Origin of the sequence: Streptomyces fractus (genome assembly GCF_049844455.1) — a bacterium.
Classification (GTDB): Bacteria; Actinomycetota; Actinomycetes; order Streptomycetales; family Streptomycetaceae; genus Streptomyces; species Streptomyces fractus.
Genome location: NZ_JBMYHI010000002.1, coordinates 7,122,361 through 7,142,106, shown reverse-complemented (window position 1 = coordinate 7,142,106; position 19,746 = coordinate 7,122,361). Strand labels below are relative to the sequence as shown.

Sequence of the window (19,746 nt, the reverse complement as noted above, 5' to 3'; positions counted from 1 at the left end):
AGAGGGTTCCCATGACCGCCGACCCGAACGCCGCCACCCAGAGCTTCCCGAACCCCGACCACCGCCGCCCGTCCGCCACCCGCTATCTGGTCCCCGCGATCGTCGCCGCGGTGGTGGCCGTGGCGCTCGGCGCGTACGGCAAGGTGCACGACCCGGCGGGCACGGCGTTCAACCTCGCCGGCTTCTCCAGCACGGGCGCCGTGAAGTCCTGGCTGGCGACGGCGGCCTTCACCTTCGCGCTCGTCCAGATCGTCTCGGCGTTCATGGTGTACGGGAAGCTGCGCGGCCCGTCCTGGGCGCCGGCGCTGCACCGCTGGTCGGGCCGGATCGCGTTCCTGCTCGCGGTGCCGGTGGCGGTGCACTGCCTCTACGCGCTCGGCTACCAGACGTACTCGACCCGCGTCATGTGGCACTCGCTCCTGGGCTGCTTCTTCTTCGGGGCGTTCAGCGCCAAGATGCTGCTGCTGCGCGCGGAGCGGCTGCCGGGCTGGCTGCTGCCGGTGGTGGGCGGTCTTGTGTTCGCGGTGCTGACGCTGCTGTGGTTGACGTCGGCACTGTGGTTCTTCCGGACGGTGGGAGTAACGACATGAGGCGCACCGCATCGCGCAGGAGCGTGCTGGTCGCGGGCGCGGCGGCGCTGGCGGCGGGGTGCAGCAAGTACGGGGACGAGAACCAGGGCGGAGGCGCGCCCGCGACCTCCGAGGCCCCGGCGTCGTCCGCGAAGAACCCGAAGAGCCCGAAGGGCTCCGGCTCCCAAAAGCCGCCCGCCGCCGACGAGTTGACGAAGACCTCCGACATCCCGGTCGGCGGCGGGAAGGTCTTTCCCGACGACAAGGTCGTGGTGACCCAGCCGGCCAAGGGCGACTTCAAGGCCTTCTCCGCGATCTGCACGCACCAGGGCTGCACGGTCAAGGACGTCTCCGGCGGCACCATCAACTGCCCCTGCCACGGCTCGAAATACAAGATCGCCGACGCCACGGTGGCAGGCGGCCCGGCCCCACGCCCCCTGGCCCCCCGCCAGATCAAGATCACAGGAACCTCGATCACGCTGGCTTGATTCAAGCCCTTGCGCCGATTGACCCATTCAAGCCCCTGCGGCGATTGAGCAGCGGGGTCCGGGGCAGAGCCCCGCGACGCCAACCCCGTCACGCCCCACACAAACGGGTCACCCCACATCCCACCCCTCCCCCACCCCCACCAACTCGCCCCGATGCTCGATACGCCCCACCCACTCCCCCGGCCACACATCCGCACCGAGATACGCCCCCGCGAACGCCCCACCCAACGCCGCGATCGAGTCCGAGTCACCGGAGGTGCACGCGGCGCGACGCAGCACGAGAACCGGCTCGTCGACGAACAGCAGAAAGCACAACAGCCCCGTGGCCAACGCCTCTTCGGCAACCCAGCCGGCCCCCGTGGCCAGGCAGGGGTCGGTCTCCCGGGACGGCACACGCAGCGCCTCCCGCACCCGGTCGAGCGCGCCGAGGCACTCGTCCCAGCCCCGCGCGATGAACCGCTGCGGCGTCGCCTCGTCGCCGCGCCGCCACAGGTCACCGAGCCAGGCCTCGTGGTACGTCTCCCGGTTCTCGTACGCGTAGGAGCGCAGCATCCCGACGAGGCCGGTCGGCTCGGCGCCGTCGGCGAGGAGGCGTACGGCGTGCGCGGTGAGGTCGGCGGCGGCGAGGCCGGTGGGGTGTCCGTGGGTGAGGCCCGCCTGCAACTGGGCGGCGCCCGCCCGCTGTTCGGCGCTGAGCCCGGGGACGAGCCCGATCGGAGTGACCCGCATATTGGCGCCGCAGCCCTTGCTCTGCACCTGGCTGGCCTCCTGCCAGGACCGGCTCTCCGTCTCCAGCAGCCCACACGCCCGCAGACACGTGTTGCCGGGCGCGCGGTTGTTGTCCGGGGACCGGTACCAGTCGACGAACTCCTGGCGCAGCGGCCCCTCGAAGCTGTCCGGCGCGACGGATCCGCTCCTGTTCAGCGCCCGCGCCACGGCGAGCGCCATCTGCGTGTCGTCGGTGACGTACGCGACGGGGTGGCCCGGCAGCTCCATCTCCCGCCAGGGCCCGTGCTGGTCGAGGATGGCGGGGACGTCGCTGAACTCGGTCGGGTAGCCGAGGGCGTCCCCGAGCGCGAGGCCGAGCAGTGATCCGGTGGCGGGGCGGTGGCCGGTCATCGGCGGGTTCCTTCCGAGGGCTCGTGCGCGGGCCGCAGCAGGGGCGGATGGAGCGAGTCGGCGCCCCCGGCCCGGTACAGCGCGGCGGGCTTGCCGCGTCCGCCGGTGAGCCGGGACGCGCCGGGGATCTGCTCGACGAAGCCGGGCGTCGCGAGCACCTTGCGCCGGAAGTTCGCCGGGTCGAGGTCGGTGCCCCACACCACCTCGTAGACCTGCCGCAGCTCGCCGAGGGTGAACTCGGGCGGGCAGAACGCGGTGGCGAGGCAGGTGTATTCGAGCTTCCCGCCGATCCGCTCATGGGCGTCGGCGAGGATCCGGTCGTGGTCGAAGGCGAGCGGCCCCTGCGTCCCGTACGGCATCCAGGCGGCCCGCGCCGCGTCCCCGCCGCTGTGCGCCTGCGGGGCGTCGGGGACAAGCGCGGCGAACGCGACGGACACCACGCGCATCCGGGGGTCGCGGCTCGGTTCGCTGTACGTACGCAGCTGTTCCAGGTGCAGCCCGGCGACGTCGGCGAGCCCGGTCTCCTCGGCGAGCTCGCGCCGCGCCGCGCTCTCCGCGGACTCGTGCGGCTCCAGGAACCCGCCGGGCAGCGCCCAGCGCCCCGCGTAGGGCGCGTGCCCGCGCTCGACGAGCAGGATCTGAAGCGTCCCGCCGCGCAGCGTGAAGACGGCGAGGTCGACGGTGACGGCGAAGGGCTCGTAGGCGTGCTTGTCGTATCCCGACACCCCCTGCGATTCCCGCATCCCCTGCGGTTCCCGCGTTTCCTGCTTTTCCCGCGCCCCCCGCGTTCCTTGCTCCGGCATGACCCACCCCTCTCTTTAATGTCTAGTTGACTATAAAGAGAGGGGTGGGGGCACGCAAGAGATCGCGGCGAACGAACCTCGATGCCTCAGCGGCCCGCCGGTTTCCCCGGTACGAGCACCGCGACCACCGCGCCCGCCGCCGCGGCCCCCGCCGACACCCACAGCGCGGGCACGAACCCGTCCATGAACGCCTCCGACGACCCGTACCCGCCGGCCCGCGCGAACACGACGGCCGCGATCGCCACGCCGAACACCCCGCCCAGCTCCCGCAGCGCCATGTTCACGCCCGAGGCCACGCCCGCGTCGGCGGGCGGCACGGCCGAGGTGACGGCGTTGGCGGCGGTCGGGAAGACCATGGAGATGCCGACCCCGGCGAGGACCAGCGGCAGCACGAGCGTCCCGTACGCGACCCCCGGCTCGGTGAGCACCGCCATCAGGCCCAGGCCGATCGCCTCCAGGACGAGTCCGGTGAACATGAAGAGCCGGTTGCCGTACCGGTCGGCGAGCGCGCCCGCGAGCGGGGCGACGATGAGCGGCATGCCCGTCCACACCAGGATCCGCACGCCCGCCTCGAACGGCGAGTTGCCGAGCCCCAGTTGGAACAGCTGGGAGATCATGAACAGCGCGCCCAGCAGCGACACGAGTTGCAGGAACAGCGCCCCGTTCGCGGCGGAGAACCCGCGCAGCCTGAAGTACGCGAGCGGCAGCATCGGGTACCTGGCCCGCCGCTCCCACCGCAGGAACGCCACGACGAACACGACGCCGCCGACCAGCGAACCGATCACCTCTGCGCTCCCCCACCCGGCCGCAGGCGCCCGCGCGGGAGCCCAGGTGAGCGCCCACATCCCGACGGCCGCCAACACGAGCCCCACCAGGTCGAGTTGCGGCCTCGGACCCCGGCTCTCACGCAGCTTGAGCAGCGCCAACGGGATCATGGCGAGCCCGATCGGCACGTTGATCCAGAAGATCCACTGCCAGGAGAGCCCCTCGGTGACGGCCCCGCCGAGCACAGGACCGGTCGCCACCCCGATCCCGGTGACCCCGCCCCACATCCCGATGGCCACGCCCCGCTTCTCCGCGGGGAACGCGTCACTGATGAGCGTGAGGGTCAGCGGCAGCACGAGCGCGCCGCCCGCGCCCTGCACGGCCCGCGCCGCGATGAGCAGCCCCGCTCCGGGGGCGAGCGCCGCGACGACGGAGGCCACGGCGAACAGGGCGAGCCCGGCGACGAACATCCGGCGCCGCCCGAACCGGTCCCCGAGCGCCGCGCCCGTCAGCGTGAGACAGGCGAAGACCAGGTTGTACGCGTTGATCGTCCACTCCAGCTGCGACAGGCTCGCCCCGAAGTCGGCCCGCAGGGCGGGCAGCGCGGTGGAGACGACGACCACGTCGAGCGATCCGAGCAGCGCGCCGAGCCCGGCGAGCGCCACGGTCCAGGCGCGGCGCACGGGCGGCGCCGCGGGGGTGGGTGCCGTGGGCCGCCGGGTCACTGGACCGGGCGGGCCGACGACGATTTCTGTGTCTGCCATGACGGTGACTGTCCTTCCGGACGTACGTGTACTGCGTCTTCCCGGGGGACAACCCCCGGACCCCCGGCCGAACAGGCAGGTCAGCGCGGTCGGCCGGACCGCCTTCACGAGGTGAATTTCAGTGATGCGCAGTCACGGAAGACAGACCGGGCCCGCCACGGAAAGGAATCGCGGCGGCCCCGGGCGGCGCCCCAGGAAGGCGACGAGCCGGTCCCCCGGGCAGGCGCCGGAGGCCACGCCGACGGGTTCGGCGAAGTTCACGCCCCGCTCCTCGCCGGTCACGAACAGGCGGGCCAGCGGCAGCAGTTCGGCCGCGAGCGCGGGCGGCACGGGCCGCCGCTCCCCGCGCGCCTGCGCCACGTCCCAGCCGTGCACGGCGATCTCCACGGCGCCGACGGCGGCCACGATCTCCACGGACAGCCCCCGGTCCGCGACGACCACGGGACGACCGCCGCGCACCGCCGTACCCAGCAGTCCCCGGGCCCGCTCCCGGAACCCCGCACCCGGGTCGCTCCCCGCCACCACGGGACAGGGCCCGCCGTCGAGCGCCACACAGCCGCTCCCGAGCCCCTCCCCGATCGCGTCGAGGGAGTCGTTGAAATGCGCGAGGAGCTCCCCGAGGTCCCACCGCGCGCAGGGAGTGGCCCGCGCCAGCTGACCGGGCCCCAGCCCCGCCAGGCTGCCGAGCGCGTACGCGAGGGCGCGCTCCAGCAGCTCGTCGGCGTTCACGGCAGCACCGGCGGCAGCCCGCAGCGCTCGACGAGCCCGGGGTCGAGGAACGCGGTGATGCGTGCCAGGCGCTCCTTGTCCGGCCCCGCCGTGAGCACGTGCACGGCGTGCGCCCGGTACACGCCGTCGGGCCCCGGCTCGTAAGCCCCCACCGCGGGCTGCCCGTTGGCGCGCGTCGGGACCATCCGGATCCGCCTGGCCCCGAACAGATCGAGCACCCGGGGCCCCAGGAAGGCCAGCACATCCTTCTTGCCGCTGAACCACACGGCGTACGGCGGCATCTCCAACTCGATCCCGTCGTACAGGAGTTGGGCGAGCGCGTCGGCGTCGCCCCGGTCGAAGGCGGCCATGTACCGCTCCACCAGGGCCCGTTCGTCGCCGCGCGCCGGTTCGGTGAGCAGGTCCTCGGCGGGCGCCACCTCGTCGAGCCTCGCCCGTGCGCGTTGGAGGGCGCTCTTGACCGCCGCCGTGCTGGTGCCGAGCGCCGCCGCGATCTCCGTGGCGCGCCAGGCGAGGACCTCCCGCAGGATCAGCACCGCCCGCTGCCGCGCGGGCAGCTCCTGGAGCGCGGCGACCAGGGCGAGCCGCAGGCTGCCGCGCGCGACGGCGAGCGCCGCCGGGTCGACCAGCGCGTCCGGCAGCGGCTGCAGCCACGGCACATCGCTCGCGGGCCGCCCCACCGGCTCCTCCGGGGCGTCCGACGGGGCGCCGATCCCCGACGGCAGCGGGCGCCTGCCCCGCGTCTCGATGGCCGTCAGACAGGTCCGGGTGGCGATCCGGTACAGCCACGTCCGCACGCTGGCCCGCCCCTCGAACCCGTCGTACGCGCGCCAGGCCCGCAGATACGTCTCCTGCACCAGGTCCTCGGCCTCGTCAACGGAGCCGAGCATCCGGTAGCAGTGCGCGAGCAGCTCCCGCCGCAGCGGCTCCGCCACCCGCACGAACTCCTCACGATCCGCCATGCCACCCACCCACCCCTTCGCCCATGTGCCCTTCCCGGTACTGACCGGCAGGCGCGCGAAAAGGAATCGGCCGGCCCCGGATTTCTCCGGAACCGGCCGACGTACCTACACCTGAGTACCTACGTACCCGTGGCGAGGGGTCGACGCCTAGAGGTCGACCTCCTGCATCAGCATGCCGACCTCGGTGTTCGACAGACGCCGCAGCCAGCCCGACTTCTGGTCGCCCAGCGTGATCGGACCGAAGGCGACCCGCACCAGCTTGTCGACCGGGAAGCCGGCCTCGGCCAGCATCCGCCGCACGATGTGCTTGCGGCCCTCGTGCAGGGTGACCTCGACCAGGTAGTTCTTGCCGGTCTGCTCGACGATGCGGAAGTGGTCCGCGCGCGCGTACCCGTCCTCCAGCTCGATGCCGTCCTTGAGCCGCTTGCCCAGGTCCCGCGGGATCGGGCCGACGAGGTGCGCGAGGTAGACCTTCTTCACGCCGTACTTCGGGTGCGTGAGGCGGTGGGCCAGCTCACCGTGGTTGGTGAGCAGGATGACGCCCTCGGTCTCGGTGTCGAGCCGACCGACGTGGAAGAGCCGCGTCTCACGGTTGTTCGTGTAGTCGCCGAGGCACTGCCGCCCCTCGTTGTCCTCCATGGTGGAGACGACACCGACCGGCTTGTTCAGCGCGAAGAACTGGTACGACTGCGTGGCCACGGTCAGCCCGTCGACCTTGATCTCGTCCTTCTCCGTGTCGACACGGAGGCCCTGCTCCATGACGATCTCGCCGTTGACCTCGACACGGGCCTCGTCGACCAGCTCCTCGCAGGCGCGCCGCGAACCGTAACCGGCGCGGGCGAGCACCTTCTGGAGCCGCTCGCCCTCCTGCTCGGCACCGGGGAACGTCTTCGGGAGCTTGACCTCCGGCTTGCCCGCGTACCGCTCGCGGTTGCGCTCCTCGGTCCGCGTCTCGTACTCACGCGACCGCGAGGGAGCCGTGCGGCGCCGCTGCCCGCCGGGCCCCTGGTGCTGGCCGCGCTTGGGGCCGCCCTTGGCGCCGCCGCGCGCGGAGGCGCCACGGCCCGACTTCGAACCGTCCTTCGTGGCGTTCGGGCCCACGTCGTAGAGCCGCTCCTCGGGACGCGGCCGCTTCGGGCGAGCGGGCTTGTCGTCACGCTTGTCGTCGCGCTTGTCGTCCCGCCTGACGTCACGCCTGTCGTCGCGGTTGTTGCCAGCGCCGCGCTGATTGCCGCGACCCCCGCTGTTCCCGCCGCGGCCGCTGCTGTTGCCACCACGGCTCCCGCCGTTGTTTCCGCTGCTGTTCCTGCCGCTGCTGCTTCGCATCAAATTTCCGTTAGTCGTCTACGTCCTCGGTACCCGGCGCATCGGGTGCGTCCGGGTCGAACGACGGGACCCCTTCCTGCGTATCGCCCTCGATCGCGTCCGCCTCGGGGAGGAAGGGCGCGAGTTCCGGCAGCTCGTCCAGGCCGCGCAGGCCCATCCGCTCCAGAAAGTAGTTCGTCGTCCTATACAGGATCGCACCTGTTTCGGGTTCCGCGCCCGCCTCCTCCACCAGACCCCGCTGCAACAGGGTCCTCATGACCCCGTCACAGTTCACTCCGCGCACCGCGGAGACCCGGGAACGGCTGACCGGCTGCCGGTACGCGACGACCGCGAGGGTCTCCAGGGCCGCCTGGGTGAGCCTCGCCACCTGCCCGTCCAGCACGAAGCCCTCGACGGCGGCGGCGTACTCGGGCCGGGTGTAGAAGCGCCAGCCGCCCGCCACGAGCCGCAGCTCGAAGCCGCGCCCCTGCACGCGGTACTCGTCGGCCAGCTCCCGCAGCGAGTCGCTCACGGCCCTCCTGGGCCGCTGCAGGATCTTCGCCAGATGCTCCTCGGTGGCGGGCTCGTCGACCACCATGAGTACGGCTTCCAGGGCGGGCTTGAGGTCAAGCTCCGCCACGCCGCCGGGGTCCTGCTCGCTCACGTGGCAGCCTCCTTCTGCTCGGGCACTTCGGGCGCCCGGTCGAACTCGTCCGTGACGACGGGCTCGGAATCACCGTCACCACCGGTCCAGCGCACGATCAGCTCCCCGAGGGCCGTCTCCTGCTCAAGCCCGACGGCCTTCTCCCGGTACAGCTCCAGCAGCGCCAGGAACCTGGCGACGACGGTGAGCGTGTCGTCCGTGTCGGCGACGAGCTCCCGGAACGGGGCCTCGCCGACCTCCTTCAGCCGGGCCACGACGTACTGCGCCTGCTCCTGCACGCTCACCAGCGGCGCGTGGATGTGCTCGACGTACACCTGCGGCTTGGGCTTGGGCTGCATCGCCTTCACGGCGAGCTTGGCGAACCCCTCGGCGCCGATGTTGATGACGACGTCGGGCAGCAGCGCGGCGTGGTGCGGCTCGAGGCCGACGGTCCGCGGGTAGCGCCGCGCCTCGTCCTCCATCCGCCCGCTGAAGATGTCGGCGATCTGTTTGTACGCGCGGTACTGGAGCAGGCGCGCGAACAGCAGGTCCCGCGCCTCCAGGAGGGCCAGGTCGGCCTCGTCCTCCACCTCGGCGGCGGGCAGCAGGCGGGCGGCCTTCAGGTCGAGCAGCGTCGCGGCGACGACGAGGAACTCCGTCGTCTGGTCGAGGTCCCAGTCGGCGCCCATGGCCCGGATGTGGGCCATGAACTCATCGGTGACCCTCGACAGGGCGACCTCGGTGACGTCGAGCTTGTGCTTGGAGATCAGCTGCAACAGAAGATCGAACGGCCCCTCGAAATTATCGAGCCGAACCTTGAACTTCCCGTCATCAACCTCAGCACCCTTCTCCCCGGCGCCAACTCCCGCCTCCGGCTCCGCCGCCTGGGCTCCCCCGCCCACTTCGGCCGCCCTCTGCGGCTCCGGCTCCGCCGCCTTGGGCAATCTGCCGCCTTGGGCGGCAGGGTGGGCAAGGCGGCCCCCGGTTCCGGCCGAAGGCTCCGACGGCTCGGGCCCCGGCTCCGGTTCGGAGAGCGCACCACGACCCAACGCACGCCGACGACCAGCCGGCGGCGGACCAGAGGATTCGTTAACGGACATCAACGCAGGACGCTACCCGCCCAGCGCCTAGCGCCCCCGCAGCCGGCGTACAAGAATGCTCGCGTCCCCACGGGACTCCAGGTCGGCCAGGACCACGGCGACCGCCTCACGCACGATGCGCCCCCGGTCGACAGCCAGCCCGTGCTCACCGCGCAGCACCAGCCGCGCGTGCTCGAGGTCCATCAGCTCCTCGGCGGACACGTACACGGTGATCTTCTCGTCGTGCCGCTCACGCCCACTGGGCCGCCGGTTCGCCGCACGCGACCGCTTCCGCGCCGCCGCGGTGGAACCCCGCCCCCCGGAACCTTCCTGCGCCCCGCCGGAGGCCCTGCGTCCCGCCTTCTCCGCGCCCTCCGCGGCGGCGGCCCGGGTCCGCGACCCGGCGTCCGACTCCGCCTCGGCGGCGGAGTGCTCGCCGGAACCGGAGGAGGCGGGAGCCGCCTCCGCGTCACCGTCGGAGGCGGCGGCCGCCTCGTCGCTCTCACCGGCGGGCGGGGGGACCCGCGCCTCGCCGTTCGCCGGGCGTCTCGGCGACGACGCCTGCAGCCCCATGCCCCCGGTCGTACGGAACAGTTCGTCGGCCCCCGGCAGACTCACTCGGCGTGACACCGGGCGAGCACCTCCCTGGCAAGCTGACGATAGGCCGCGGCACCGACCGAGTTCGAGGCGTACGTGGTGATCGGCTCACCGGCGACCGTGGTCTCCGGGAAGCGAACGGTTCTGCCGATCACCGTGTGGTAGACGTTGTTGTCGAACGCCTCGACCACGCGCGCGAGCACCTCACGGCTGTGCACGGTCCGCGAGTCGTACATCGTGGCGAGGATCCCGTCGAGCTCCAGGTCCGGGTTGAGCCGCTCCTGGACCTTCTCGATCGTCTCGGTCAGCAGGGCCACACCACGCAGCGCGAAGAACTCGCACTCCAGCGGAACGATGACCTTGTGAGCCGCCGTCAGCGCGTTCACGGTCAGCAGGCCGAGCGAGGGCTGACAGTCGATCACGATGTAGTCGTAGTCGGCCATCAGCGGCTTGAGCGCCCGCTGAAGCGTGGACTCGCGCGCCACCTCGCTGACCAACTGCACCTCGGCAGCGGACAAGTCGATATTGCTGGGGAGCAGGTCCATGTTCGGAACGGCGGTCTTCAGCAGGACCTCGTCCGCGGCCATCCCCCGCTCCATGAGCAGGTTGTAGACCGTGAGGTCGAGCTCCATCGGGTTCACGCCGAGGCCGACCGACAGGGCACCCTGCGGGTCGAAGTCGACGAGCAGGACCCGGCGCCCGTACTCGGCGAGCGCGGCACCCAGGTTGATGGTCGACGTGGTCTTGCCGACGCCACCCTTCTGGTTGCACATCGCGATGATCTTCGCCGGGCCGTGGTCGGTCAGCGGTCCTGGAATCGGGAAGTACGGCAACGGACGCCCGGTGGGACCGACGCGCTCGCGGCGCTGGCGGGCAGCGTCGGGGGCGAGCGTGGCCGCGTACTCGGGATCGGGCTCGTACTCGGCGTCGGGGTCGTAGAACGACCCCTCGGGCAGGGTGTCGTAGTCGGCGAAGTGACTTTGTGTGTCGCCGCTTCGGTCGCCGGCCATGGCGTTCACGTGATGGCCATCCATGCTCTGGTCTGCTGTCTGCGTCGGACTCTGCTGGGGGATGCCCTGATAACTGCTCTGATGGGCAGCGAAGGTACGCACAGCGACGGGGCCGACAGCCTGAAGCCCCGCGGGAACCTGTCCGCCTGGCTGGCCACCTCCGGGAGTAAATGTCGACTCATTCACAAGTCGTCTTACCTCCTTGGATATGGCCAGGAACATTTATCGATAGGTCAGCGTGGCACCATGCCGACGGTTGGCGACTCTATGGCGTGTCACCGGTCCGCAGCAACACAATCCGCCGGACCCGGCCCGATGTGTCGGTAACGAAACACCCTCATGTCAAGGGCGTACGACGGCTCTTCGGTGCATTTCGTCGCCTCGCGAATCGGGTAAAGGGTTACGTTCAAGGCGAGTTGACCATGTCCGGACCCGTACCGTTCCCCTACACGTACGGCCGGACCCCTGACAAGGTCCGGCCGTAGGCGTGAGATTGACGACTTTCGTTGACGTCGCCCTCGATGTGGGTCAGCCGAGGAGGCTCTCGAGGTCGAGGTGCTCGAGGCCGTGCGCCTCGGCGACCTCCTTGTAAACGACCTTGCCGTCATGGGTGTTGAGACCCAGGGCGAGGGCCGCGTCGCGGCGCAGGGCCTCGGCCCAGCCGCGGTTCGCGAGCTCCACGATGTACGGGAGCGTGGCGTTGGTCAGCGCGTACGTCGAGGTGTTGGGCACCGCGCCGGGCATGTTGGCGACGCAGTAGAAGACCGAATTGTGCACCTTGAAGGTGGGCTCGGCGTGCGTGGTCGCGTGCGAGTCCTCGAAGCAGCCGCCCTGGTCGATCGCGATGTCGACAAGGACACTTCCGGGCTTCATGCGGGACACGAGCTCGTTGGTGACCAGCTTCGGCGCCTTGGCGCCGGGGATCAGGACGGCGCCGATGACGAGGTCGGCCTCCAGGCAGGCCTTCTCCAGCTCGAAGGCGTTGGAGACGACGGTCTGGATCTTCGTGCCGAAGACCTTGTCGGCTTCCTTCAGCTTGTTGATGTCCTTGTCGAGCAGGGTCACGTGGAAGCCCATGCCGATGGCGATCGTCGCGGCGTTCCAGCCGGAGACGCCACCGCCGATGACGACGGCCTTGCCCGCGTGCACACCGGGGACACCGCCGGGCAGCACACCGCGACCGCCGTTGGCGGCCAGCAGGTGGTAGGCGCCGACCTGCGGGGCGAGGCGGCCCGCGACCTCGGACATCGGGGCGAGCAGCGGCAGCTGGCGGTTCGCGGTCTCGACCGTCTCGTACGCGATGGCGGTCGTGCCCGACTCCAGGAGCGCGTCGGTGCACTCCTTGGACGCGGCCAGGTGCAGGTACGTGAAGAGCGTCTGGTCCTTGCGGAGGCGGTGGTACTCCTCCGCGATCGGCTCCTTGACCTTCAGCAGCAGGTCCGCGGTGGCCCAGACCTCGTCGGCGGCGCCGAGGATCTTCGCGCCGGCCGAGACGTACTCGGCGTCCGTGATCGAGGAGCCCACACCGGCGTTCTGCTCGACGAAGACCTGGTGGCCGTGGCGCACCAGCTCGTGCACGCCGGCAGGGGTGATGGCCACCCGGAACTCGTTGTTCTTGACCTCGCGGGGGATGCCGACCTTCATCGTCGATCACGGTCCTTGGCTCAGGGATTAAACGGGCAATGCACTACATACCGGCACACCACGGGACGCACCGGGAGACGCCACGAATGACCGCGGCAGAGCCAGTCTAATGAAGGTTATTGAGCTGTCTAGCCTTTCGATGCATCAATCTTCTGCGGATGCGCTACGGATTTCGCAGGTGTTAGCGGCTTGTTCCGAAGGGTTTGCTTCCGCTGGGTCCCCTGCCGGTCCACCTGCGAGTTCCTCTCCCAGCATGCGCTCGGCCGCACCCCGGTGCAGCTTGGCCGCGGCGGGGTCGCCGAGCCGGTCGAGCGTGTCGGCGAGGCGCAGCTGGAGCGCGGCCTGGAGCCGCGCGTCCTGCGCCTGGCGCGCCCACTCGATCGCCTCCTGGCAGGTGTGCAGCGACTCCTCGGGCCGGCCGGCGTATTCGAGCACCCGCGCCAATTCGCTCAACGCCCGCGCCTGCGCGGGCACATCGCCCTCCTTGCGGTACCCGGCGACGGCCGAGCGCCAGCAGCGCAGCGCCTCGCCGTAACGGCCCGCGTACGTGTGGACTCCCGCGATACGTCCATGGAGGCGCGCGGCGTCGGCCCGCTCGCCGCGCGTGAGCCGCTGGGCGAGGGCCCGCCCGTACCAGTCGGCGGCCCGCTGCCAGTCCCCCAGCGACTGGTGGGCGCCGCCTACGGATTCCATCGCGCGGCCCGTCGCGTACGGGTCCTGCGCGGCGCGTCCCGCGTCGAGCGCGGCCCGGTAGCGGGCCAGCGCCTCGTGCGTGCGGCCGGTCCTGGCGTCGAGGTCGGCGAGGTTGAGGAGGGCGGCGGCCTGCTCCCTCGGCAGGTTCCGGCGCTCGGCGACATCGAGCACGAGCCGGTGGATCCCGTACAGCTCGGGCGCGGCGTCCTCGGTCCCCCGGTGCGCCACGATCGCCCGTACGAGAGCGGCCATGAGGCGGCGCGCGAGCGTGTCCAACTCCCCGTCGGCCACGGCCAGTCGGGCCGCGGCGAGGAGCGCGGGCTGCCGCACGCGCAGCCACTCGGCGGCCGCCTCGCGGTCGGCGAAGCGCAGGGCGCTCGGCAGCCCGGCCAGCTTCTTGCGGGCCGGCGAGTCGAAGGGTTCGGTGACGGCTCGGCACGAGGTCAGCAGCCGCACGGTCCGCTCCAGCATCCGGGCCCGGGCCAGCTGCACCTCCCCGGGCCGGTCGACCGTCTCGGTGAGCCCGCGCAGGAACGGCGCGAGGCAGCCGGGCACCTCGTACTGCGGCAGCTCGGAGTCGACGCCGCGGACCAGGCCGAGGGTGACGAAGGCGTCGAGGGTGGAGTGGGCCGCCGCGACCGAGCAGCCGGCGAGCGCCGACGCGGTGTGCGGGTCGACGTGTCCCTCGGGGGCGAGGCACAGGTAGCGCAGTATCCGGGCGGCGGGCCCGGGCAACGATTCGTAGGCGAACCGGAAGACGCGCGCGAGGGCGGACCCGTCGGGCTCAAGGGCATGCAACTGCTTGGCCAGGTCGGCGACGGATTCCTTGGGGCGCGCGGCGAGCCAGCCGCCCGCGATGTCCAGGGCGGCGGGTTCGGCGCCGCACAGCTCGACCAGGGACTCGGCCGAGCGCGGGTCGCAGGTGACACGGACCGAACCGGTGTGCCGGGTGAGGAGTTCGAGCGCGGCCTTGGTGTCGAGGCCGCCGAGCGTGCACGGCCGCACGTCCGGGATCCCGGTCAGCGGGCCCTCGGCGACGGCCACGGCGAGGCAGTCCGGGGTGTCGGGGAGCAGCGGGTCGACCTGCTCGGCGCTGCCCGCGTCGTCGAGCAGCAGCACCACGCGGCGCACCGCGAGGCCCTCGCGCAGCCGCTCGGCTAGGTCGTCCGCGCCTTCACCGGGCGGGGCGGGGAGCCCGAGCGCGTCCAGCAGTCCGCGCAGGACGCGTTCGGTGGGGACGGGGGTGCCGTCGGGGGCGGTCAGCCGGGTCCGCAGGGTGCCGTCGGGGTACTGGTCGGCGACGGTGCGCAGCAGCTCTTCGGCGAGGGCGGTACGCCCCGTGCCCGGGCGCCCGGCGATCAGGAGCACCCGGGCACGGGGCGCCTTGCGCCCCGAGAGCGTGTCGAGCCCGGCCCGCTCGATGTCGGACCGAAGCTGCGACAACTCCCGCTTGCGCCCCAGGAACTGACGCTCCGCCACCTCTTGCCCCCGACGGGTGCGACGCCTCTTGCGGGACCGTTCGGGGGCCGACTCGGCCTCCGTCACGTCGTCCGACTCGACCGCCTGATCCGTCACGGGCCACGCTCCGTCTCACCCATCCCCTCCGGGGGTCGGCAGGGGGCGTTCCCGAGCCTAGTTGAGGAGGTGAGGCCGCCCTTGGCACACGGCGCGCCCAAGTCGCCTGATCGGATCAGCGGATCGTGTGATCTAAAACAGGACCGCGAATCCAGCCCCTCCGGCGCTTGAGGAGCGGGGTCCGGGGCAGAGCCCCGAGGCCGCAACGCCGCAGGGGCTCAATCGGTTACGCCTCGAACGGCCGCGCGGGCCACTCCGCGTCGGCCGGACGCAGCGAGTCCACACCGTCCCCCGCAAGCACAGCGCTCAGCGAAAGCGCGCCCACCACAAGGCAGTTGTTGTGCAGCTCGCCCGCGAGGACACCCCGGACGAGCTCCGCCAGAGGCACCCGCGCGAACTCCATGTCCGCCTCTTCCTCCTCCACCTCGAACCGCTCGCCCTCCGCCTCGGAGAGGTCCCGCGCGAGGAAGATGCGGACGGCCTCGGAGCAGCCGCCCGGCGTCGTGTAGACGTCCGTGAGGACCCGCCAGTCCTCGGCCTTGACGTGCGCCTCTTCGTACAGCTCGCGCTGCGCCGCGTGCAGCGGGTTCTCGCCGGGGATGTCCAGCAGGCCCGCCGGGATCTCCCAGAGCTTCATGCTCACCGGGTGCCGGTACTGCTTGAGGAGGAGCACCCGGTCCTGGTCGTCGAGGGCCACCACGGCCACCGAGCCGGGGTGCACCTGGTAGTCGCGCCGGGCGACGGAGCCGTCCGGCATCACGACGTCGTCCGTGCGCACGGAGGTCTTGTTCCCGACGAAGGGGGTGTCGGTCGCCCGGACCTCCCACTCCTCGGCGGTGTCCACGAGCGGCGTGCTGGCCGTCATACCGAAAGCCCTCCTACGTACGCATGAGCTGTACTCATAAGAAACCGGGGCGCACGCCGCAAAAGGCGTACACCCCGGTAACCGTACATCGCTTGTGTTACAAGCCCCGCAGAGCCCTTACTTGGCCTTCTTGGCCCCCGCGGAACCGCCCTGCGCGGCCTTCACCTTGCGCTCGACCGCGGCCTTCACCAGACCGGCGAACAGCGGGTGCGGACGCGTCGGACGCGAGCGCAGCTCCGGGTGCGCCTGCGTGGCGACCAGGTAGGGGTGGACCTCGCGCGGGTACTCGACGTACTCGACGAGCTTGCCGTCCGGGGAGAGGCCGGAGAACTGCAGACCGGCCTTCTTCTCCAGCTCGGCGCGGTACGCATTGTTCACCTCGTAGCGGTGACGGTGGCGCTCCTCGACGTACTCCTTGTTGTCGTACACCTCGCGCACGATGGAGCCCTCGGCGAGCTTCGCCGGGTACATGCCGAGCCGCATCGTGCCGCCCATGTCGCCCTCACCGGCGACGATGTCGAGCTGCTCGGCCATGGTCGAGATGACCGGGTGGGCGGTCGCGGCGTCGAACTCCGTCGAGTTGGCGTCCGGGATGTCGGCCAGGTTCCGCGCGGCCTCGATCACCGTGCACTGCAGGCCCAGGCAGAGGCCGAGCAGCGGGATCTTGTTCTCGCGGGCGAACTGGATCGCGCCGACCTTGCCGGACACGCCGCGGTCGCCGAAGCCACCGGGGATGCAGATCGCGTCGACGTCGCCGAGCGTCTTCTTGGCGCCGGCCGGCGTCTTGCAGTCGTCCGACGTGACCCACTTGATCTTGACCTTGGCCCGGTTGGCGAAGCCACCGGCGCGCAGCGCCTCGGTCACCGACAGGTAGGCGTCGGGCAGGTCGATGTACTTGCCGACCAGCGCCATGACGATCTCGTGGTCCGGCTTGTGGACGCGGCCGAGCAGGTCGTCCCACTGCGTCCAGTCCACGTCACGGAACGGCAGGTCCAGCTTGCGGACGGCGTACGCGTCCAGGCCCTCGCCGTGCACGACCTTCGGGATGTCGTAGATCGAGGGGGCGTCGGGGCAGGCGACGACCGCGGCCTCGTCGACGTCGCACATCAGGCTGATCTTGCGCTTGATGGCGGTCGGGACCTCGCGGTCGCAGCGCAGCACGATGGCGTCCGGCTGGATACCGATGTTGCGCAGCGCCGCGACCGAGTGCTGCGTCGGCTTCGTCTTCAGCTCACCCGACGGGCCGATGTAGGGCAGGAGGGAGATGTGGACGACCAGCACGTTGTCCCGGCCGACCTCGTGGCGGACCTGGCGGACGGTCTCCAGGAACGGCAGCGACTCGATGTCGCCGACGGTGCCGCCGACCTCGGTGATCACGACGTCGACCTCGTCCGTCGCCATGCGGCGGATGCGGTGCTTGATCTCGTTCGTGATGTGCGGGATGACCTGGACGGTGTCGCCCAGGTACTCGCCGCGCCGCTCCTTGGCGATGACCTGCGAGTACACCTGGCCGGTGGTCACGTTGGCCGAGCCGTCGAAGTCGATGTCGAGGAAGCGCTCGTAGTGGCCGATGTCCAGGTCGGTCTCGGCGCCGTCGTTGGTGACGAACACCTCGCCGTGCTGGAAGGGGTTCATCGTGCCCGGGTCGACGTTCAGGTACGGGTCGAGCTTCTGCATGACGACACGGAGGCCACGGGCCTTGAGCAGCATGCCGAGGCTGGAGGCGGTGAGGCCCTTACCGAGGGACGAGGCGACACCCCCAGTGACGAAGATGTGCTTGGTCGTCGAAGATTTCGGCTGCATGGCCAAGAGGGGGCTCCCGTGGTCGCGGTCGTGGGGTGCGTGCCGACGCGCTCGTCCGAGTTTTCGGGAGGCGCCGTCGCTGCGGTTCGGGGGTTCGATGACCACCGGCTCACGGGCTACCAGGGTATCAGCGACGAGAGGAGGCTGCTTCCGGCCACGCTCCGCGCACAGCTCACCACGCAGGTGGGACACGGCCTGGGCACTCACCCGTACGGCCCAGACGCGTTGTACTGAGCAGCACGCGGATCACTTGAGCGCGTCGTATCCTGCTCGGACACTCGGCAGGCGAGTCACAACGGAAAACGGCGTCACGACGGCAACACCCCCGCCCGTACCCCACCGTTCATCGGAGCACTCCGTCCGTTCGCCGCGGTCCCCAACCGGAACAACCGACTCGTCAGTTCGTTTGACAACGACGTATCCGGACGGCGTATCAACGGAACTACACGATCCGTCGTCCCATCCCCCACCCCCAACCCCTCGCTCCACCTTTTCCCTCCACCCGTGGCCGTTCGACTGGAGATGCACGTGGCCGGGCGCATCGAGGATTACGCACTCATCGGAGACATGCAGACCGCCGCCCTGGTCTGCCGGGACGGCACAGTGGACTGGCTGTGCCTGCCCCGCTTCGACTCGCACGCCATTTTCGCCGGGCTGCTCGGCACCGAGGACCACGGCTTCTGGCGCCTGGGTCCCGCCCATGCGTCCGATGCCGAGCCACCGAGAGCGGCGCGGCGCGGATACCGCGGCGATTCGCTGGTCCTGGAGTCGGAGTGGGACACGCCACGCGGCACGGTCCGCGTCACCGACTTCATGCCGCCGCGCGACGGCGCACCCCAACTGACCCGGATCGTGGAGGGCGTGAGCGGGCGCGTGCCGATGCGCTCGACGCTGCGCATGCGCTTCAGCTACGGCCGGATCACCCCGTGGGTGCACAAGGTGGACGGCCGTACGGTCGCCGTGGCCGGGCCCGATTCCGTCTGGCTGGACTCGCAGACGGAGACGTACGGCAAGGACCTGACGACGTACTCGGACTTCACGGTGGCGCCCGGTGACCGGGTCGCCTTCAGCATCCAGTGGCAGCCCTCGCACAAGGGGCAGCCGTCGGTGCCGGACCCGGAGAGCTCCCTGGTGGCGACGGAGCAGTTCTGGCGGGAGTGGGTGGAGCACTGCACTTACCACGGCCCGTACCGCGAGGCCGTCGTCCGCTCGCTCATCACCCTGAAGGCCCTGACCTACGCGCCGACCGGCGGCATCGTCGCCGCGCCGACGACCTCGCTGCCCGAGGAGATCGGCGGCGTACGGAACTGGGACTACCGGTACACGTGGCTGCGGGACGCCGCCATCACCCTGTCGTCGCTGCTGCGCACGGGGTACCGGGAGGAGGCGCGTGCCTGGCGCGAGTGGCTGCTGCGGGCGGTCGCGGGCGACCCGGAGAACCTCCAGATCATGTACGGCATCGCGGGCGAGCGGGAGCTCGGCGAGGCGGAGCTGGACTGGCTGCCCGGGTACGAGAACTCGGGGCCCGTACGCGTGGGCAACGGAGCGGCGCACCAGCTCCAGCTCGACGTGTACGGCGAGGTCACCGAGGCGCTGCACCTCGCGCACATGACGGGTCTCGCGAGGAACGACTACGCCTCGCTGCTCCAGCTCAAGCTCATCCGGTACCTGGAGCGTCACTGGGACGAGCCGGACGAGGGCATCTGGGAGGTGCGCGGTCCGCGCCGGCACTTCGTGCACTCGAAGGTCATGGCGTGGGTGGCCGTGGACCGCACCATCAAGCTCATCGAGTCCGGGGACGCGGACGGCCCGCTGGAGAAGTGGCGCGACCTGCGCGACGACATCCACCGGGACGTCTGCGAGAAGGGCTACGACAAGGAGCGCAACACCTTCACGCAGTCGTACGGCAGCAAGGAGCTGGACGCGTCGCTGCTGCTGATTCCGCAGATGGGCTTCCTGCCGCCCGACGACAAGCGCGTCATCGGCACCATCGAGGCGATCCAGCGGGAGCTGTCGACACCGGACGGCTTCATCCTGCGCTACCCGACGGACAGCGAGGACGGCAGCGTCGACGGACTGCCCGGTGACGAGGGGGCGTTCCTCGCCTGCTCGTTCTGGATGGCGGACGACCTCGCGATGATCGGCCGGGTCGACGAGGCCCGCAAGCTCTTCGAGAAGCTGCTGTCCCTGAGGAACGATCTGGGCCTGCTCGCCGAGGAGTGGGACCCGCGGCTCCAGCGCCAGGTCGGCAACTTCCCGCAGGCGTTCAGCCACGTGCCGCTGATCGACACGGCGCTGCGGCTGACGGCTTCGGGCGCGTACGGAGGTTAGCG

17 protein-coding genes are annotated in these 19,746 nt (G+C 71.0%); 3 read left to right on the top strand and 14 right to left on the bottom strand.

What is annotated here, in order from left to right; translation table 11 throughout:
• Positions 1–11: 11 nt before the first annotated feature.
• Together ACP4E5_RS34355 and ACP4E5_RS34350 are read left to right on the top strand one after the other, a co-directional pair.
• Positions 12–590 carry a DUF6529 family protein gene (locus tag ACP4E5_RS34355; RefSeq protein WP_425835598.1) on the top strand — a complete coding sequence of 193 codons (579 nt, stop codon included), beginning with the start codon at positions 12–14 and terminating at the stop codon, positions 588–590.
• On the top strand, positions 587–1,057 hold the full coding sequence (locus ACP4E5_RS34350; RefSeq protein WP_425835596.1) for a Rieske (2Fe-2S) protein: 471 nt from the start codon (positions 587–589) through the stop codon (positions 1,055–1,057). The genes ACP4E5_RS34355 and ACP4E5_RS34350 overlap by 4 nt, the downstream gene beginning before the upstream one ends.
• 108 nt (positions 1,058–1,165) lie before the next feature.
• On the opposite strand, the gene ACP4E5_RS34345 is transcribed toward ACP4E5_RS34350, so the two are convergent.
• The 14 genes from ACP4E5_RS34345 to ACP4E5_RS34280 form a co-directional block, all read right to left on the bottom strand.
• Positions 1,166–2,176 (bottom strand): ADP-ribosylglycohydrolase family protein, encoded by a 1,011-nt coding sequence (locus tag ACP4E5_RS34345; protein WP_425835594.1) that lies wholly within the window; start codon positions 2,174–2,176, stop codon positions 1,166–1,168.
• Entirely contained in the window at positions 2,173–2,919 is a 747-nt protein-coding gene (locus tag ACP4E5_RS34340) for an NUDIX hydrolase (protein WP_425835592.1), read from the bottom strand. Before ACP4E5_RS34340 ends, ACP4E5_RS34345 begins: the two co-directional genes overlap by 4 nt.
• Before the next feature lie 146 nt (positions 2,920–3,065).
• Positions 3,066–4,508, bottom strand: coding sequence for an MFS transporter (locus tag ACP4E5_RS34335; protein WP_425835590.1), 1,443 nt, complete (start codon positions 4,506–4,508; stop codon positions 3,066–3,068).
• Between the two features lie 132 nt (positions 4,509–4,640).
• Positions 4,641–5,237 carry a TIGR03086 family metal-binding protein gene (locus tag ACP4E5_RS34330; RefSeq protein ID WP_425835588.1) on the bottom strand — a complete coding sequence of 199 codons (597 nt, stop codon included), beginning with the start codon at positions 5,235–5,237 and terminating at the stop codon, positions 4,641–4,643.
• Complete coding sequence (locus tag ACP4E5_RS34325) at positions 5,234–6,199, bottom strand: sigma-70 family RNA polymerase sigma factor (RefSeq protein WP_425835586.1); 966 nt, start codon at positions 6,197–6,199, stop codon at positions 5,234–5,236. Before ACP4E5_RS34325 ends, ACP4E5_RS34330 begins: the two co-directional genes overlap by 4 nt.
• 147 nt (positions 6,200–6,346) lie before the next feature.
• The gene (locus ACP4E5_RS34320) at positions 6,347–7,525 is read right to left on the bottom strand and encodes a pseudouridine synthase (RefSeq protein WP_425835584.1); all 1,179 of its coding nucleotides are present in this window, start codon (positions 7,523–7,525) and stop codon (positions 6,347–6,349) included.
• 10 nt (positions 7,526–7,535) lie between these two features.
• The gene (gene scpB, locus ACP4E5_RS34315) at positions 7,536–8,168 is read right to left on the bottom strand and encodes an SMC-Scp complex subunit ScpB (protein ID WP_425835582.1); all 633 of its coding nucleotides are present in this window, start codon (positions 8,166–8,168) and stop codon (positions 7,536–7,538) included.
• The gene (locus ACP4E5_RS34310) at positions 8,165–9,247 is read right to left on the bottom strand and encodes a segregation and condensation protein A (protein ID WP_425835580.1); all 1,083 of its coding nucleotides are present in this window, start codon (positions 9,245–9,247) and stop codon (positions 8,165–8,167) included. The genes scpB and ACP4E5_RS34310 overlap by 4 nt, the downstream gene beginning before the upstream one ends.
• 27 nt (positions 9,248–9,274) lie before the next feature.
• Positions 9,275–9,856 carry a hypothetical protein gene (locus tag ACP4E5_RS34305; RefSeq protein ID WP_425835578.1) on the bottom strand — a complete coding sequence of 194 codons (582 nt, stop codon included), beginning with the start codon at positions 9,854–9,856 and terminating at the stop codon, positions 9,275–9,277.
• Positions 9,841–11,019 (bottom strand): ParA family protein, encoded by a 1,179-nt coding sequence (locus ACP4E5_RS34300; protein ID WP_425835576.1) that lies wholly within the window; start codon positions 11,017–11,019, stop codon positions 9,841–9,843. The genes ACP4E5_RS34305 and ACP4E5_RS34300 overlap by 16 nt, the downstream gene beginning before the upstream one ends.
• 342 nt (positions 11,020–11,361) lie before the next feature.
• Positions 11,362–12,477 carry an alanine dehydrogenase gene (gene ald / locus ACP4E5_RS34295; RefSeq protein ID WP_425835574.1) on the bottom strand — a complete coding sequence of 372 codons (1,116 nt, stop codon included), beginning with the start codon at positions 12,475–12,477 and terminating at the stop codon, positions 11,362–11,364.
• 144 nt (positions 12,478–12,621) lie between these two features.
• A complete protein-coding gene (locus tag ACP4E5_RS34290; RefSeq protein ID WP_425841869.1) occupies positions 12,622–14,613 on the bottom strand; it encodes a tetratricopeptide repeat protein in 1,992 nt (663 codons plus the stop codon).
• Between the two features lie 358 nt (positions 14,614–14,971).
• Entirely contained in the window at positions 14,972–15,610 is a 639-nt protein-coding gene (locus ACP4E5_RS34285; protein WP_425835572.1) for an NUDIX domain-containing protein, read from the bottom strand.
• 117 nt (positions 15,611–15,727) lie between these two features.
• The gene (locus tag ACP4E5_RS34280; RefSeq protein WP_425835570.1) at positions 15,728–17,413 is read right to left on the bottom strand and encodes a CTP synthase; all 1,686 of its coding nucleotides are present in this window, start codon (positions 17,411–17,413) and stop codon (positions 15,728–15,730) included.
• Positions 17,414–17,935: 522 nt separating this feature from the next.
• Between ACP4E5_RS34280 and ACP4E5_RS34275 the strand changes: the two genes are divergently transcribed.
• Positions 17,936–19,744 (top strand): glycoside hydrolase family 15 protein, encoded by a 1,809-nt coding sequence (locus ACP4E5_RS34275; RefSeq protein WP_425841867.1) that lies wholly within the window; start codon positions 17,936–17,938, stop codon positions 19,742–19,744.
• The last annotated feature ends 2 nt before the right edge of the window (positions 19,745–19,746 follow it).

What these genes read in the sequence shown, in the direction of transcription:
- ACP4E5_RS34340 (WP_425835592.1), bottom strand. Translation starts at nt 2,919, where the DNA reads ATGCGGGAATCGCAGGGGGTGTCGGGATACGACAAGCACGCCTACGAG.
- ACP4E5_RS34345 (WP_425835594.1), bottom strand. Translation starts at nt 2,176, where the DNA reads ATGACCGGCCACCGCCCCGCCACCGGATCACTGCTCGGCCTCGCGCTC.
- ACP4E5_RS34355 (WP_425835598.1), top strand. Translation starts at nt 12, where the DNA reads ATGACCGCCGACCCGAACGCCGCCACCCAGAGCTTCCCGAACCCCGAC.
- ACP4E5_RS34310 (WP_425835580.1), bottom strand. Translation starts at nt 9,247, where the DNA reads ATGTCCGTTAACGAATCCTCTGGTCCGCCGCCGGCTGGTCGTCGGCGT.
- ACP4E5_RS34275 (WP_425841867.1), top strand. Translation starts at nt 17,936, where the DNA reads ATGCACGTGGCCGGGCGCATCGAGGATTACGCACTCATCGGAGACATG.
- ACP4E5_RS34335 (WP_425835590.1), bottom strand. Translation starts at nt 4,508, where the DNA reads ATGGCAGACACAGAAATCGTCGTCGGCCCGCCCGGTCCAGTGACCCGG.
- ACP4E5_RS34280 (WP_425835570.1), bottom strand. Translation starts at nt 17,413, where the DNA reads ATGCAGCCGAAATCTTCGACGACCAAGCACATCTTCGTCACTGGGGGT.
- ACP4E5_RS34285 (WP_425835572.1), bottom strand. Translation starts at nt 15,610, where the DNA reads ATGACGGCCAGCACGCCGCTCGTGGACACCGCCGAGGAGTGGGAGGTC.
- ACP4E5_RS34320 (WP_425835584.1), bottom strand. Translation starts at nt 7,525, where the DNA reads ATGCGAAGCAGCAGCGGCAGGAACAGCAGCGGAAACAACGGCGGGAGC.
- ald (WP_425835574.1), bottom strand. Translation starts at nt 12,477, where the DNA reads ATGAAGGTCGGCATCCCCCGCGAGGTCAAGAACAACGAGTTCCGGGTG.
- ACP4E5_RS34350 (WP_425835596.1), top strand. Translation starts at nt 587, where the DNA reads ATGAGGCGCACCGCATCGCGCAGGAGCGTGCTGGTCGCGGGCGCGGCG.
- ACP4E5_RS34325 (WP_425835586.1), bottom strand. Translation starts at nt 6,199, where the DNA reads ATGGCGGATCGTGAGGAGTTCGTGCGGGTGGCGGAGCCGCTGCGGCGG.